The 14,481-nt window shown below is 43.5% G+C and carries 12 protein-coding genes; 8 read left to right on the top strand and 4 right to left on the bottom strand.

Annotation, left to right across the window (positions count from 1 at the left end; all coding sequences use genetic code 11):
* Nucleotides 1–264: 264 nt before the first annotated feature.
* The 3 genes from GW12_RS00910 to dxs form a co-directional block, all read right to left on the bottom strand.
* On the bottom strand, nt 265–2,013 hold the full coding sequence (locus GW12_RS00910; RefSeq protein ID WP_034582215.1) for a DEAD/DEAH box helicase: 1,749 nt from the start codon (nt 2,011–2,013) through the stop codon (nt 265–267).
* Nucleotides 2,014–2,439: 426 nt separating this feature from the next.
* A complete protein-coding gene (locus GW12_RS00905) occupies nt 2,440–3,270 on the bottom strand; it encodes an inositol monophosphatase family protein (protein ID WP_034582213.1) in 831 nt (276 codons plus the stop codon).
* 120 nt (nt 3,271–3,390) lie between these two features.
* A complete protein-coding gene (dxs, locus tag GW12_RS00900; protein WP_034582211.1) occupies nt 3,391–5,295 on the bottom strand; it encodes a 1-deoxy-D-xylulose-5-phosphate synthase in 1,905 nt (634 codons plus the stop codon).
* Nucleotides 5,296–5,606: 311 nt separating this feature from the next.
* On the opposite strand from dxs, the gene ribA reads away from it, so the two are divergent.
* Entirely contained in the window at nt 5,607–6,209 is a 603-nt protein-coding gene (gene ribA, locus GW12_RS00895) for a GTP cyclohydrolase II (protein ID WP_034582209.1), read from the top strand.
* A 111-nt stretch (nt 6,210–6,320) separates the two neighbouring features.
* On the opposite strand, the gene hemN is transcribed toward ribA, so the two are convergent.
* The gene (hemN, locus tag GW12_RS00890) at nt 6,321–7,694 is read right to left on the bottom strand and encodes an oxygen-independent coproporphyrinogen III oxidase (RefSeq protein WP_034582205.1); all 1,374 of its coding nucleotides are present in this window, start codon (nt 7,692–7,694) and stop codon (nt 6,321–6,323) included.
* Nucleotides 7,695–7,931: 237 nt separating this feature from the next.
* Here hemN and hemF point away from each other — a divergent pair, with 237 nt between their 5' ends.
* From hemF to GW12_RS00855, 7 genes are all read left to right on the top strand, one after another.
* Nucleotides 7,932–8,882, top strand: coding sequence for an oxygen-dependent coproporphyrinogen oxidase (gene hemF / locus GW12_RS00885; RefSeq protein WP_034582202.1), 951 nt, complete (start codon nt 7,932–7,934; stop codon nt 8,880–8,882).
* Between the two features lie 239 nt (nt 8,883–9,121).
* A complete protein-coding gene (locus GW12_RS00880; RefSeq protein WP_034582199.1) occupies nt 9,122–9,328 on the top strand; it encodes a hypothetical protein in 207 nt (68 codons plus the stop codon).
* A gap of 103 nt (nt 9,329–9,431) precedes the next feature.
* Nucleotides 9,432–10,220, top strand: a complete 789-nt coding sequence (gene aroE, locus GW12_RS00875) for a shikimate dehydrogenase (RefSeq protein ID WP_034582197.1) — start codon at nt 9,432–9,434, stop codon at nt 10,218–10,220.
* A 390-nt stretch (nt 10,221–10,610) separates the two neighbouring features.
* Entirely contained in the window at nt 10,611–12,434 is a 1,824-nt protein-coding gene (locus GW12_RS00870; protein WP_034582195.1) for an acyl-CoA dehydrogenase C-terminal domain-containing protein, read from the top strand.
* Nucleotides 12,435–12,785: 351 nt separating this feature from the next.
* Nucleotides 12,786–12,995 carry a cold-shock protein gene (locus tag GW12_RS00865; RefSeq protein WP_034582192.1) on the top strand — a complete coding sequence of 70 codons (210 nt, stop codon included), beginning with the start codon at nt 12,786–12,788 and terminating at the stop codon, nt 12,993–12,995.
* 312 nt (nt 12,996–13,307) lie between these two features.
* The gene (locus tag GW12_RS15160) at nt 13,308–13,589 is read left to right on the top strand and encodes a hypothetical protein (RefSeq protein ID WP_081403439.1); all 282 of its coding nucleotides are present in this window, start codon (nt 13,308–13,310) and stop codon (nt 13,587–13,589) included.
* Nucleotides 13,590–13,742: 153 nt separating this feature from the next.
* A complete protein-coding gene (locus GW12_RS00855) occupies nt 13,743–14,465 on the top strand; it encodes a hypothetical protein (RefSeq protein ID WP_152598508.1) in 723 nt (240 codons plus the stop codon).
* The last annotated feature ends 16 nt before the right edge of the window (nt 14,466–14,481 follow it).

Here is a 14,481-nt window from a genome sequence, read left to right as displayed (position 1 = left end):
TTACGGCTAAAGGGATAAATTTTTTGTTAAATGCTGAATAATCACTCAATGATAAAAGTTATAGATCAAGAAAATCACGTTACACAGAACCAATGTCAGTGCAATATAAGGCATAGCCAGCCCCTCCGTTCAATCAAGCGTTTTAAAATCCATTTATTCTAATTCACTCAAACAATGAATTATTCCACACTTTAGCAAAAAAAGTGCCAATTTTAGGCATAAAAAAAACCAGCACAAGTGCTGGTTTTTTTAGATTCAACGAGATTAGTCGTTGAATTTACGGCGTGGTTTATCATCGAAGTTACGACGCGGACGGTCACCACCGAAATCACGTTTTGGACGGTCATCACCAAATGAACGTGCTGGACGGTCACCGAAGTCACGTTTTGGACGATCAAAACCACCTTCACGACGTGCTGGACGATCACCAAAATCACGTTTTGGACGGTCACCGAAAGAACCTTCGCGACGTGGTTTGTAGTCTACGCGGTTACCACGGTTGTCATCGTTATTATCGAAACGAGGACGGTCACCAAATTCACGACGTGGGCGATCACTGTTGAATTCACGACGCGGACGGTCGTTGTTAAACTCGCGACGTGGACGATCTTCACCATTGAATTCACGGCGTGGACGGTCGCTGTTAAACTCGCGACGCGGACGATCTTCGCCATTGAATTCACGACGTGGACGATCATCGCCAAATGAACGGCGTTCGCCATCACGACCACCTTCACGGCGTTTGAAATGACCTTCACCTTCGAAGCGACGGCCGCCACCAAAGCCACCACGACCACGACCGCCATCACGACGACCACGACCATCACGGCTTGGACGTGCAGGAGGTGGAGATGGCTCAAGACCTTCAATTTCAGAAACTTCTAGACGCGCTTCCAGGTAGTCTTCCAGCGCACGAATTTTACCGCGTTCACGGTAAGTCGCTAAAGTAATCGCTTTACCAGTACGGCCAGCACGACCTGTACGACCAATACGGTGTACATAGTCTTCATTCTTCATTGGAAGGCCGAAGTTGATCACGTGAGAAATGGTTGGAACGTCTAGACCACGTGCTGCAACGTCAGTTGCAACCAGGATTTTTGCACGACCTTCACGGATGCTGCGCAGACGACGGTTACGTACAGTCTGTGGCATTGCACCGTGTAGCGCTACAACTGAATGACCTGCTTCAGCAAGTTCTTCAGCCAGCATGTCGGTATCTTCTTGAGTAGAAGCAAAAACCACTGCTTGGTCTACGTCTTCTTCATTCAGCCAGTGAGTCAGCAGTTTTTTCTTGTGCTCGAAACCATCAGTCCAGTGTAAAGTCTGAGTGATGTCAGTATTGGTGGTGTGACCAGTTTCGATGGCAATACGCTCTGGCTCGTTCATCATGCGTTCAGCAAGAGTGATGATACGTGGTGCAAAAGTCGCAGAGAACATCAAAGTCTGGTTACGGTTTGCTGCAAGATCACCAATCGCTTCAAGATCTTCAGAGAAACCAAGATCCAGCATACGGTCCGCTTCGTCGACGATCAACGCATTCACTTTGTCGAGTTTAATTTGACGACGATTCACAAGGTCAAGCAGACGACCTGGAGTTGCAACAACCACTTGCGCGCCTTTTAACTGCTGGATCTGTTTACCGAATGGCATACCGCCCATGATTGCTGCGATACGAACACCTTTCATGTGGCGTACAAATGCAATCGCGTCCTGGCTTACCTGTTGAGCAAGTTCACGCGTTGGGCATAAAACTAGAATAGAAGGTTGGGTAATCGCCTTCATACGTTCCTTGAAAGGAACGAAAGTGTCCAGGTTGGCCAGTGCATTCAAAGTTGGGAGAAGGAATGCAGCTGTTTTACCTGAACCAGTCTGGCTTGACACTAGAAGGTCTTTACCTTCAAGTGCAGCAGGAATTGATTGTTCCTGTACAGGAGTAGGTGCAGTGAAACCTAGTGCTTGTAACGCTTGTTGTAAGGATTCGTGCAGAGGAAAATCAGCAAAAGTTTTGCTCATAGAGTCTTTCACCCGGAAAATGGGTGCTCCATTAAAAATAAAGTCAAATGAACATCGACAAAAAGCGGTACAGCAATAAACGCTGAAAATAAGAGATTATTCAGCGGCGATCCGAGTAACGACGATGTGATATAACGCACGCATGATTACGGCATAACCTGAAGGAATCGCTTTAGCGATTGGGGCGCGAGATATCGTCCTCTCTTTGGACCGCACGCGCATACACAATGATAAGAAGAGAAATGTTCAGGTAACGAACAGAAATTAAGTGCGTGCGCGGATTATAGCAGGATTTTCTATATTGTCATTAAGTTTTATTGTTAATTTGTATTATTCTAAAAATAATTGATATTTCCACATGATTTAGCGCAAGAAAAAGGCACCCCGAAGGATGCCTGATCTATTTAAACAGTTGTCTAAACTCGATTATTTCGCTGCGTCGCCCCATGCAGGAACCACTGCCTGCATTAAAGGTTTCAGCATTTTCATAGAACAAGCAATGACTTGACCTTTTTCCATCGCTTCGCTGCCACCACGTGCATCCACCACTGTACCACCTGCTTCTTTTACAATCAGTTCACCTGCGGCAATGTCCCAAGGCTTCAGACCAAGTTCGAAGTAACCATCCAAACGGCCTGCGGCAACATAAGCCAAATCCAGCGCTGCTGAACCTGCACGGCGGTATTGGGCACCTGCTTCAGTCACATTTAATAGAGATTCAAAATGGTTTCTCGCATAAGACACGACTTCACCACCACGTTTCGCGCGGTAAGCATGACCCACTGCCAGGAAAGAGTTTTGCAGGCTGTCTTTTACATTTACACGAATACGGCGTTGGTTCAGCATTGCACCGCGACCACGGCTTGCAGAGAACAGCTCATCTTTCACAGGGTCATAAATAACACCGTGTTGAGTCACACCTTTGTGTTGAACAGCAATAGAGATACAGAAATGGGGGAAACCATTGATGAAGTTTAATGTACCGTCAAGAGGATCAATCACCCAACACCAATCAGCGTCGTGGCCTTTACCTTCTTGCATTCCAAACTCTTCACCAAGGAAGCTGTGGTTTTTATAACTTTTACGCAGCGTATCGATAGTCAGTTGTTCCAAGTAACGGTCTACACGCGTTACAGGACCATCAATGCCTTTTTCTTCGACTTGTAGATCGAGTTTATGACGATTTTGATGCGCTTTTAAAAGCTCTTGACCAACTAATTGAGCCGCACGCGCAGCCATCACCACCATAGGTTCCATTGAACACCCACTACAAATTTGAAGATATTGATAAAGAATAATGCATAAAAGCCCTCATATTTTAGCAAATATCAGGACTTTTTGGGAAAAAATTGTTTCTAAAATTTTGAAGACTTTGTTTCAGACCTGCTGGGTCAAGGCTGTCCAAGCCTGATTCATCGACTTTTCAATGCCTTGAGGATCAAGACCCGCTTCCTGCAACATCTGTGCATGCGTTGCTTGCGGCATAAAAGTATCTGCCAGACCTAGATTCAGAATCGGCTTAACAATCTGCGCTTCTGCCAGGTATTCATTCACTGCACTACCCGCACCTGCCATCACTGCATGTTCTTCAACAGTGACAAACAGGCTGGTACTTGGGGCGATGTCATCTAATATCTGGGTATCCAGCGGTTTGATGAAACGCATATTGATTACACGCACAGCTACTTCATGTTTGGCGGCAAACGCCTGTGCTGCTTCAATCGCAGGTTGAACACGACTACCGAAAGCCAGAATCGAGATATATTCATCGTGCTGAGTATTCAAATTCGCCACGATCTCAGCCTGACCGATTGGCAGTTCCACCAATTCCTGCTGGATCTCAACACCCAGTCCATTACCACGTGGATAACGTACTGCAGCCGGACCTTTATATAGATAAGCGGTATGCAGCATCTGACGGCATTCATTCTCATCTTTCGGTGCCATAATCACCAGATTAGGAATGGTGCGCATATAGGCATAGTCATAAGCGCCGGCATGGGTTGGACCATCTTCACCCACTAAGCCAGCCCGGTCGATACCGAAAGTCACATCCAGATTTTGCAGCGCCACGTCGTGCACTAACTGGTCATAGCCACGTTGCAGGAAAGTTGAATAAATCGCAACCACCGGTTTTAAGCCTTCACACGCCATACCAGCTGCCAAGGTTACGGCATGCTGTTCGGCAATCGCGACATCAAAGAAACGTTCAGGAAACTGTTTGGCAAACTGTACCATGCCTGAACCTTCACACATGGCCGGAGTAATGGCTAATAAACGATCATCTTGCGCCGCTTCATCACACAGCCACTGACCAAACACATCCGAATACTTCGGCGCCACATTGGATGAAGCTGTTGCATTTATTTTACTAATCGCATGATATTTAATCTGGTCTGCTTCCGCAGGTGCGAAGCCCTTACCTTTCTTTGTATAGACATGAATCAGGCGTGGGCCTTTACGCTTTTTCAGTGCATTAAAGACATGGACTAACTGATTAATGTCATGACCGTCATAAGGACCAAAGTACTCGAAACCAATCGCTTTAAACAGGTTATCGGCAGCATCGGTTGCAGCACAATGCAGACGGGAGTTATACACCCATTCCGGATGTGGCTGAACAAAGGCTTCGCCATCTTCAGTGACATTGACGAATTCACCACGTTCCCAGATCGCCGCCAGATGCTTAGCAAAACCACCAGTACTGCAGGAAATCGACATGTCATTATCATTCAGTACCACCATCAAGTCAGCTTGATGTGCTACAGCATCATTCATGGCCTCAAAGGCCATGCCTGCAGTCATGGCACCATCACCAATGATAGACACCACTTCACAAGGATTGTTTTGATAACGGCGAGCCAGCGCCATACCCAGACCAGCAGAAATCGCAGTCGAGGAATGCCCGACCCCGAAAGTATCAAATTCAGATTCTTCACGTGCCGGGAATGCTGCTAGACCACCTTTAGCACGAATGCTAGTGAGTTGTTCACGACGGCCGGTCAAGGCTTTATGCGGATAAGCCTGATGACCGACATCCCAGATCAGTCGGTCATATGGTGTGTTAAAGCAATAATGCAAAGCTACCGTTAACTCAATCACACCCAGGTTTGCGCCAAAATGCCCACCACTTTGCCCTGCAGCATACAAAATGTACTGACGTAACTCATCCGCCACCTGCTCAAGCTGACTTTGCTCAAGTGAACGCAATTGCTGAGGATGGTCGATCGCATCAAGCAACGGTGTTACAGGGCGTTGAGTTGGTATTTCTGTATACAGCATAAATGGCAAAGCCTTCAAAAGCCTGGCAAATCCTAAGCTAGGTCTGTCTATGGGGAGTCCCGATCATATAGTCGAATTGTAGCAGCTTCAATTCAACAAAGCTGTTAACGGCGCAATATTAAACAATGACATAAATCAGGGTAAAATTTCGCAGCGTACGATTATCCTGAATAATCTTACTGTTTATCAACTATTATCGTGCGCTTTCTACAAAAAAGAAAATGTTCTCCAGAAATTCAGCTATACAATTCTACTAATGTGCAATCATTACGCTATACTTTGAACAATTTCAGGATTTAACGGGTTCAGCTGTGCCGATCGAATTTGTCGCAACTTCACGATTACCTACTGCTCATGGTGAGTTTAAAATTACTGTTTTTCAAGATCCTAAGACTGGCGAAGAACATGTCGCACTATCTAAAGGATTAGAGGAACCCAGTGATGAGCCGGTGTTGGTGCGCATACATTCTGAATGTCTCACTGGTGATGCTTTTGCCTCACTAAAATGTGACTGTGGCCCTCAATTACAGGCCACTCAGAAGCTGATTAATGAAGCCGGTCGCGGTGTGATTCTGTATTTGCGCCAAGAAGGTCGCGGGATTGGCTTGACCAATAAAATCCGGGCCTATGCCTTGCAGGATCAAGGTCATGACACCGTCGATGCGAACCTGATGCTGAATCTACCAGCTGATGCACGTAAATATGATATGTGTACCATTATGCTGGATCATTTGGGTGTAAAATCGGTTCGATTAATTACCAATAACCCGTTAAAGATTAATGCACTAAAAGATTTAGGAATTAATGTGGTGGATCGTGTGCCACTCACTGTAGGTCTGAATCCATTCAATGAACAATACCTCAAGACCAAGCATGAGCGTATGTCGCATATGTATCGGAAGGATGATTTTTAATTTTTCTTTTATACAAATCCTCCTCCTTTTTTTAATTAAATCCCTCCAAACCTCCCTTTTCCAAAGGGAGGCTTTCCCCCCTCTTTGAAAAAGAGGGGGTTAGGGGGAGATTCAAATCGTCATCGAAAAAATCCGGTTTTCTGGCATTTTCCGCTTTAGTCTCAAGTCAAATGCCATACAGATATTTCTTACAAAAGGTTTGCCTTTTTCCAAAACTGTGACCGATGAGTCTGTTATTTGAATCAGCTCGTCCTGTACCATTTCTTCGAGTTGTTCCAGCACATCTTCAATTTCAGCAAACTGCATGCTCTCGTCCGCCCAAGAGGTGGTAAAGCTGCACATCAGGTTCAGGATATGTTTACGGATGATCAGATCTTCCTGATTGAGGATATGCCCTTTCACCACCGGAATTTGGTTCTGCTCTAGCAGTTCATAATATTCTTCAATGGTTTTTACATTCTGGGCAAAGCTGTACCAGCTGTCACTGATCGATGAAATTCCGAGGCCAATCATCACCTGAGTTTTCGATGCGGTATAACCCATAAAGTTACGGTGCAAGCTGCCAGACTTAAAAGACTGGTACATGCTGTCACTTTCTAGCGCAAAGTGATCCATGCCAATTTCATGGTAGCCATGCGCTAACAGTTTCTTCTTCCCTTCTTCATAGCACTGGCGCTTGATTTCATCTTTAGGCACATCGGCATCTTTAAATCCGCGCTGACCATTGCCCTTGATCCAAGGCACATGTGCATAGCTATAGAGCGCCAAACGATCTGGCATCAGTGAATTGGTTTGATCAATGGTGTTGAGCACGTCCTCTAAGCTCTGGAATGGCAAGCCAAAAACCAGATCATGCGAAATCGAGGTATAACCAATTTCACGTGCCCATTCGGTGACCTGTTTGACATTTTCATAAGGCTGAATGCGATGAATGGCTTTTTGCACGGTTTCATTATAGTCCTGCACCCCATAACTGACGCGGCGAAAACCTAAGTCATATAAACTCTGTAAATGCTCACGAGTGGTATTATTTGGATGGCCTTCAAAACTGAATTCATATTCAGGGGCAATCTCAGCTTTGGATAAAATGCCCTGAATCAGCTGGGTTAAATGCTCAACCGAGAAGAACGTTGGCGTGCCACCACCAAGATGAATTTCCTTGATCACTGGCTTTTGTTCTAAAAGCTCACAGTACAAATCCCATTCTTTGAGTACCGCTTGAATATAGGGCTGCTCCACTTCATGACGTTTGGTTACTCGTTTATGACAGCCACAGAAGGTACACAGGCTTTCACAGAATGGCAGATGGATATATAGACTAATGCCTTCAGCCTGATTGGATTCCAGAAAAGAACGCTTTAAAGTCTGTTTCCACAGCTCCAGTGAAAAATGCTGATTTTCCCAATACGGTACGGTTGGATAGCTGGTATAGCGTGGACCTGGGACATTGTATTTCTGAATAAGAGAAGTTGCCTGCACCGACATAAGATCCACCTATCGCTATGGAAAACTGACCCAAATCTTGGGTATCTCAAGCTATTGTGTGGGGGCTAGAAAAAGAATTCAACCAAGCATCCCAGTCGGGTTTCGCTCTTTCCTCACCTGCCGTATAGGGGAATAAAAAGTCTTTTTTAATAATTACGATCGGGAAATACACCTTAATTTTTAGAGGGTTTTATGCTTTGATGTAGGAAGTATTATTTTCTCCCCATGAGGACCTTAATGCAGCATCCAACTTCTGCAGATATTCAACGTGTACGCGAATTCCTCCTCGACTTGCAGTCACGCATTTGTGCCGCGCTCGAACAACAAGAACACGCTGGTGGTGGCACAGCCGAATTTATCATTGATGACTGGGAACGCCCGGAAGGTGGCGGTGGCCGTTCACGTGTCCTGCAAAATGGCACAGTGATTGAAAAAGGCGGTGTGATGTTCTCACACATCCAGATTTCCAAGCTGCCGGCTTCCGCGACTGAACGTCATCCACAGATTGCTGGTGCCAAAGCTCAAGCGATGGGCGTATCGCTGGTGATCCACCCGAAAAATCCGAATGTCCCGACTTCACATGCCAATGTTCGTCTATTCGTGGCAGAAAAAGAAGGCCAAGATCCGATCTGGTGGTTTGGCGGTGGCTTTGACCTAACCCCCTTTTATCCACATGATAAAGATATTCTTTCCTGGCATCAGACCGCGTATGACCTCTGTACCCCATTTGGTGAAGATATCTATGCACAACACAAGAAATGGTGTGATGACTATTTCTATCTCAAACACCGTGATGAGCAGCGTGGTATTGGCGGCCTGTTTTTTGATGACTTAAATCAATGGGATTTTGAAACCTGCTTTAAATACATCCAGGCAGTGGGTAATGGCTATCTGGATGCCATCATTCCCATCTTCCAGCGCAATCAGGACAAGCCTTATACTGAAGCACAACGCGAGTTCCAGCTTTACCGTCGTGGCCGTTATGTCGAATATAACTTGGTTTATGACCGCGGCACTTTGTTTGGCTTACAAACTGGTGGGCGGATTGAATCGATTCTGGTCAGCCTACCACCGCTGACTGGCTGGTCTTATCGAGCTGAATGGCCGGAAGGCTCACCAGAAAAACGCTTGACTGATTATTATCTAAAGCCGCATGACTGGCTCAAAGAATTAAAGCAATCAACCTGACACAAAAAATGCTCTCAATTTGAGGGCATTTTTATTCTTTGTACGATTTAAACAGCTCCATTAAATCTCTAACCTTCCAGAATTAAGCGATCGTGTGATTTACGGAAAATTTAAATTCAATAAAAATGAAAATTTGGAAAAATATTTAGAAACGTTTCAACATAAGAATTAGCACAAATGTCCTCACACCTAAACCACTACTCCTGTATAGTGGAATATCAAAAACAGAAGGGAATTTTATGTACTTACGACGTTTCAATACTCAGGTGCTGGTGTTATGGGCGTGTCTGGCGGCTACTGTGAGTGCGATTGCTATGACTTTTATGACTAAAGATTTAATGCTGGACAGTTTGGCCATCAGTGTTAGTGTACTGACTTTGCTTGGTGTAATTTTTAGTGGTTCACTTTTATTGACTGAACGTATTATTAAAACCTGTAATTCCTAAAATAATTCAAAAGATAGTCTCACTCACTTCAGTCACTCACAGCTTTAGTCCGTAGCAATTTTCACGTATATTGTTGAGCATTTCAGCACGTGGACACTGTGAAATGAGCAAACAATTTGCTGTGGTTGGCAACCCAATTGAACAATCACGTTCTCCAGAATTACATCACGCCTTTGCTGCCAAAACTGGCATCGATCTCATCTATAGTAAACGTTTGGCGCCGCTGGATGGCTTTGAAGCCAATATCAAGGAATTCTTTGCCCAAGGTGGTGTTGGCATGAATGTCACCGTGCCGTTTAAAGAACAGGCCTATGCCCTATGCCAGGTACTGACCGAACGTGCCCGTATTGCTGGTGCTGTGAATACGCTATGGATGGAAAATGGCGTCTTGTATGGCGACAATACTGATGGCCAAGGTCTAGTCGAAGCGATTCGTGCATTAGACTGGAATCTGGAAAATACCGATCTTCTGATTATTGGTGCTGGTGGCGCGACACGTGGCGTGATCTACCCCCTAGTACAGGCGGGTGCAAAAAAAATTGTCATTGCGAATCGTACCTTGGCTCGTGCTGAACAGTTAATTTCTGACTTAAAAGATGCGGTGCCTCAAGCTGAACTGCAAGCAATTGCACTAACGGATCTGGCTGGGGATTTCGACATTGTCATCAATGCGACCTCTGCCAGCCTGAGCGGTGATGCCTTAATCCTGCCAGAAGCCCTGCAATTCAAACACGCCTATGAAATGGTGTATGGCAAACCATCGACTTTCCTGGATCAGGCTAAAGCGCGTGGTGTACCAACCTCAGAAGGTTTCGGCATGCTGGTCGGTCAGGCGATTGAGTCCTTCTCGATCTGGAATGGGGTTAAACCAGAACTGAAAGATTTCCTCTAAGCGATATTGAGCTGATTACATCCTGAAGAGTCTCTACGGAGACTCTTTTATTTTCCGACAAAAAGCAGCCTTTATCTTTAAAAATTGGATTTAGTGACAAGTTTATGATTCGTTATTCAATAATAATATTTGTGTACAGTTCCAGCAAAATAATGGCTAGACAAAATCTATAATATTTCGATAAATTCATTGTAAATAAGCATTTTTTATATTTTTAAAAGTCTTGAGCAAGAATAACCTTTAACTTGAATTGCCTGACTTTTGCATCGATTCAATTCGCCTTTCTGACATTTTTATTCGCTTGCCTTATCAATGTATTTTTATTTGCAATGTGAATAATCAAAGAATCAATACAGATAATCCAAAACAATTTTAATCAGGATTAAACGCATGCCAGCATATAAAGCCCCGTTACACGACATTCGCTTCCTTATGAATGAAGTGCTTGACTACCCTGCACACTACAAGACGCTGTCGAATGGTGAATATGCCGATGCCGACACCGTCGACATGATTCTGGAAGGTGCTGCAGATTTCTGTGAAAACGTACTTTCTCCAATTAACCAGACAGGTGACGAGGAAGGCTGTCATTTTGAAAATGGCGAAGTCAGAACACCAAAAGGCTTTAAAGAAGCATACGACCAGTTCGTACAAGGCGGCTGGCAAGGTCTGTCTTATCCTGAAGAATTTGGTGGTCAGAACCTGCCAATGTCTTTGAACCTGATCAAATCTGAAATGATGGGTACAGCCAACTGGTCATTCCAGATGTATCCAGGCCTAAGCGTAGGCTGTATTAACACCATCATGCAGTTTGGTTCAGAAGAGCAAAAGAATACATATCTACCGCATCTGGTTGCAGGCACCTGGTCGGGTACGATGTGTCTGACTGAGCCACAGTGTGGTACTGACTTGGGTCAGGTGAAAACCAAAGCAGAACCAAATTCAGATGGTACTTACGCGATTTCTGGTACTAAGATCTTTATCTCTGCCGGCGAACACGATCTGACTGAAAATATCATTCACATCGTTCTGGCGCGTCTTCCAGATGCACCTGCAGGTACTAAGGGTATTTCCCTGTTTATCGTACCGAAATTCCTGCCATCTGCTGATGGCGGTGTAGGCGAACGCAACCCTGTGACTTGTGGTTCGATCGAACACAAAATGGGGATCCGCGCTTCTGCAACTGCGGTACTGAACTTTGACAACGCCGTCGGTTACCTGATTGGTGAAAAGCACAAAGGCCTGCACGCTATGTTCACCTTCATGAACACTGCACGTATCGGTACCGCGATTCAGGGTATCTGTCACGCTGAGCTATCATTCCAAGGTGCCCTGCCTTATGCTAAAGAACGTATGTCCATGCGTGCCCTGTCTGGCAAGAAAGATCCAGATAAAGTGGCAGATGCGATCATTCACCATGCTGACGTACGCCGTATGCTGCTAACGCAAAAAGCTATTGCTGAAGGTGGTCGCTCAATGATCTATCATGCAGCAAAGATTGCCGACAAGATGAACGATGCACTGGTACGTGGCGATACAGCGGCATTTGAAGAGCACGATGACCATCTTGGTTTCTATACTCCTATCCTGAAAGGCTTCCTGACTGAAATGGGTTATGAAGCTGCAAACCATGGTATGCAGGTGTATGGTGGCCACGGTTACATCAAAGAATGGGGTATGGAACAGATCGTACGTGACTCACGTATCTCTACCCTGTACGAAGGTACAACTGGCGTTCAGGCACTGGATCTGATCGGCCGTAAAGTGTTGCTGACTTCGAAAGGCAAAGTAGTACGCGACTACACTGCTGAAATCCTGAAATTCTGTGGTCAGCATGCGCGCAACAAATACATGCGCCGTTTTGCATGGGATCTGACCAAGCTATGTGCACAGTGGAATGCACTGACTGTTCGCATCATGCTGGCAGCACGTAAAGACCGCGACATCGTGTCGTCTGCTTCTGTGGACTTCCTGATGTTCTCGGGTTACGTGATGATGGCTTACTTCTGGGCACAACAGGCTGCAGTTGCTTCTGCAAAACTGCTAGCTGGTGACGGTGCTGAAGTACCGGAGTTCTACAAAGCGAAGATCAAAACTGCAGACTTCTACTTCGAACGTATGCTGCCACGTGCCCAAGGTCATGCTGAAGCGATGGTAAACCCATCCAAGACTATGACTTCACTGGCACCAGAGCACTTTAGCTTTGATTACTAATCTTCTAGCCTGCTAGAAAAACAAAAGAGCGCTACAGCGCTCTTTTTTTATTAGGTGTGATTAAGCTATTGATTTCCAGATTTCGCTGATTTTTTCTACAATTTTATTTCCCATAATTTCAACTGTATAAAAAATAATAGCCAGATTCAGCTTGAATATCTGCAGATTAAAGGTATGATGGTTCTCAACTAGAAAAATTCTTGTTTTGGTTAGTCTTCTTTAAGTATCGCAGTTTTAGTCATAAACCTCCGTTTTTATAGATCCAAGCTCCATCCAGTCTATTTTTCAAAGTTACACATTAGTCATCTTATAAATTTGACTAGAAATCAATAAAACTCAATAGGTTACATTATGTCTAATACAGTTACCGGTACCGTAAAGTGGTTTAACGAAACTAAAGGTTTTGGCTTCATTCAACAAGACAACGGTCCAGACGTTTTTGCTCATTTCAGCGAAATCCAAGGTTCAGGTTTCAAAACTTTAGCTGAAGGCCAAAAAGTGTCTTTCATCGTAGCTCAAGGCCAAAAAGGTCCTACAGCGACTCAAATCACAGCAATCTAATCGATTCTGAGATTCAAAAAAGCATCCGTTATATGGGTGCTTTTTTTATGGCTTTAAAATTTTCTCCATCATTTTCTGTTTTAATTTTAGCTATGTAAAAACATGGAGAAATTAAGAAGATTTTTGATGATTTTAAAAGCAAAATTTAGATCTTTAAGCGACAATAAACTATAATAAATATTATTTTTCAAAAACTTAAAAACCACATAATAAAAAACTTTTTAGTTTACAAAAGCACTATCGATCGCTTCATAGTCTCTTCACCACCGCCCTCTATGATGAACCCATTGAAATTCATAGAGTATAAAGACGATGAAAAAGCTGATTTCTGGATTAATGGTTGGTTTGATTACTGCAACTGCAACAATGTCTGCAATGGCTGCACCAAGCCATAAACATCATGTTCCACCACATGCAGCGCATTTTGATCATAAGCCAATGCCGCATAAAGGTGGCTTCCATAAAGCACCCCCTAAACCGCATTTCAACAAACATGATGTGCATCATAAATTTGATAAAAAAGACCATAAAGGCTTCTTTAACAAGCACCACCATAATGGTCCAATGCACAAAATGCCACCTAAGCATCGTTAATTTTTAAATTATAAAAATGCTAAAAGCTAAAAGAGTGCTTCTGCACTCTTTTAGTATTACTTTAGTAATCTATTTATTTAAAATTAATGATTCTTGAAATAAAAAAGACATGGATCTATTACAATCAGAAAAAATTGGTTTCGAGATTTTCCTATGATGAAGACTTTAGTTGGCTTAACTTTTTGTACAAGCATTTTATTAGTTTCATCAGAAACCATGGCTATTCCTCTTAATCAAAATTATCTCGAACAAAAACCAACATTTTTTTCTAGTTTAACTACTGAAAACTCAAGTAAACCTATAATTTTATTAAGGAAGGGTGCTGGCAAAAACAATGTTGTTCAAGGTATGGCAATTGATTCTAAACATAAGACACTTTATACATTACACGTTACTGGTAAACCTGAAAAAGGGGTAATAAACCGTTTTAAAATAAATGATAAAACCAAACAATGGACAGCTTCAGATAACCAACTTTCTTCAGATTTGATCGGACATCAAGGAATTACAGTAGATCCTGTTTCTGGATCTCTATATAGTTCTAGTGGACCAGGTGTAAAGAATAAAGGTTGGCATATTATTCAATTCATTTATAAGCCTAAAGCACTACCTGAACAAACCAAAATTATCAAAGTCTTTGATGAAAAATATAATAAGAATTTAAATACAATGCCTTCTATTTCACCTGATGGAAAAATCATGGTAGTAAGAGGCAAGAAAGGCAAAACTAATATTATACGAATTTATTCACTTCCAAAGATCAAAAATCGCACTAATATTACTTCTGGGTTTGATCATGAATGGGAGGTTGATCCAACTTTTACTAAAGATGATCGCCCATTTCAAGCCCTAACTACAGATGGTAAATATGTTTAGGCTCTAGACTAGCAGA

It is taken from the genome of Acinetobacter sp. HR7, from assembly GCF_000773685.1.
In the GTDB taxonomy this organism is placed as follows: Bacteria; Pseudomonadota; Gammaproteobacteria; order Pseudomonadales; family Moraxellaceae; genus Acinetobacter; species Acinetobacter thermotolerans.
This window is presented reverse-complemented; position numbering and strand designations above follow the sequence as displayed.

Bases quoted from the DNA above. Each gene is read 5' to 3' on its own strand.
- hemF (WP_034582202.1), top strand. From the start codon at position 7,932: ATGCAGCATCCAACTTCTGCAGATATTCAACGTGTACGCGAATTCCTC.
- GW12_RS00880 (WP_034582199.1), top strand. From the start codon at position 9,122: ATGTACTTACGACGTTTCAATACTCAGGTGCTGGTGTTATGGGCGTGT.
- GW12_RS00910 (WP_034582215.1), bottom strand. From the start codon at position 2,013: ATGAGCAAAACTTTTGCTGATTTTCCTCTGCACGAATCCTTACAACAA.
- GW12_RS00905 (WP_034582213.1), bottom strand. From the start codon at position 3,270: ATGGAACCTATGGTGGTGATGGCTGCGCGTGCGGCTCAATTAGTTGGT.
- GW12_RS00865 (WP_034582192.1), top strand. From the start codon at position 12,786: ATGTCTAATACAGTTACCGGTACCGTAAAGTGGTTTAACGAAACTAAA.
- GW12_RS00855 (WP_152598508.1), top strand. From the start codon at position 13,743: ATGATGAAGACTTTAGTTGGCTTAACTTTTTGTACAAGCATTTTATTA.
- GW12_RS00870 (WP_034582195.1), top strand. From the start codon at position 10,611: ATGCCAGCATATAAAGCCCCGTTACACGACATTCGCTTCCTTATGAAT.
- dxs (WP_034582211.1), bottom strand. From the start codon at position 5,295: ATGCTGTATACAGAAATACCAACTCAACGCCCTGTAACACCGTTGCTT.
- aroE (WP_034582197.1), top strand. From the start codon at position 9,432: ATGAGCAAACAATTTGCTGTGGTTGGCAACCCAATTGAACAATCACGT.
- GW12_RS15160 (WP_081403439.1), top strand. From the start codon at position 13,308: ATGAAAAAGCTGATTTCTGGATTAATGGTTGGTTTGATTACTGCAACT.
- hemN (WP_034582205.1), bottom strand. From the start codon at position 7,694: ATGTCGGTGCAGGCAACTTCTCTTATTCAGAAATACAATGTCCCAGGT.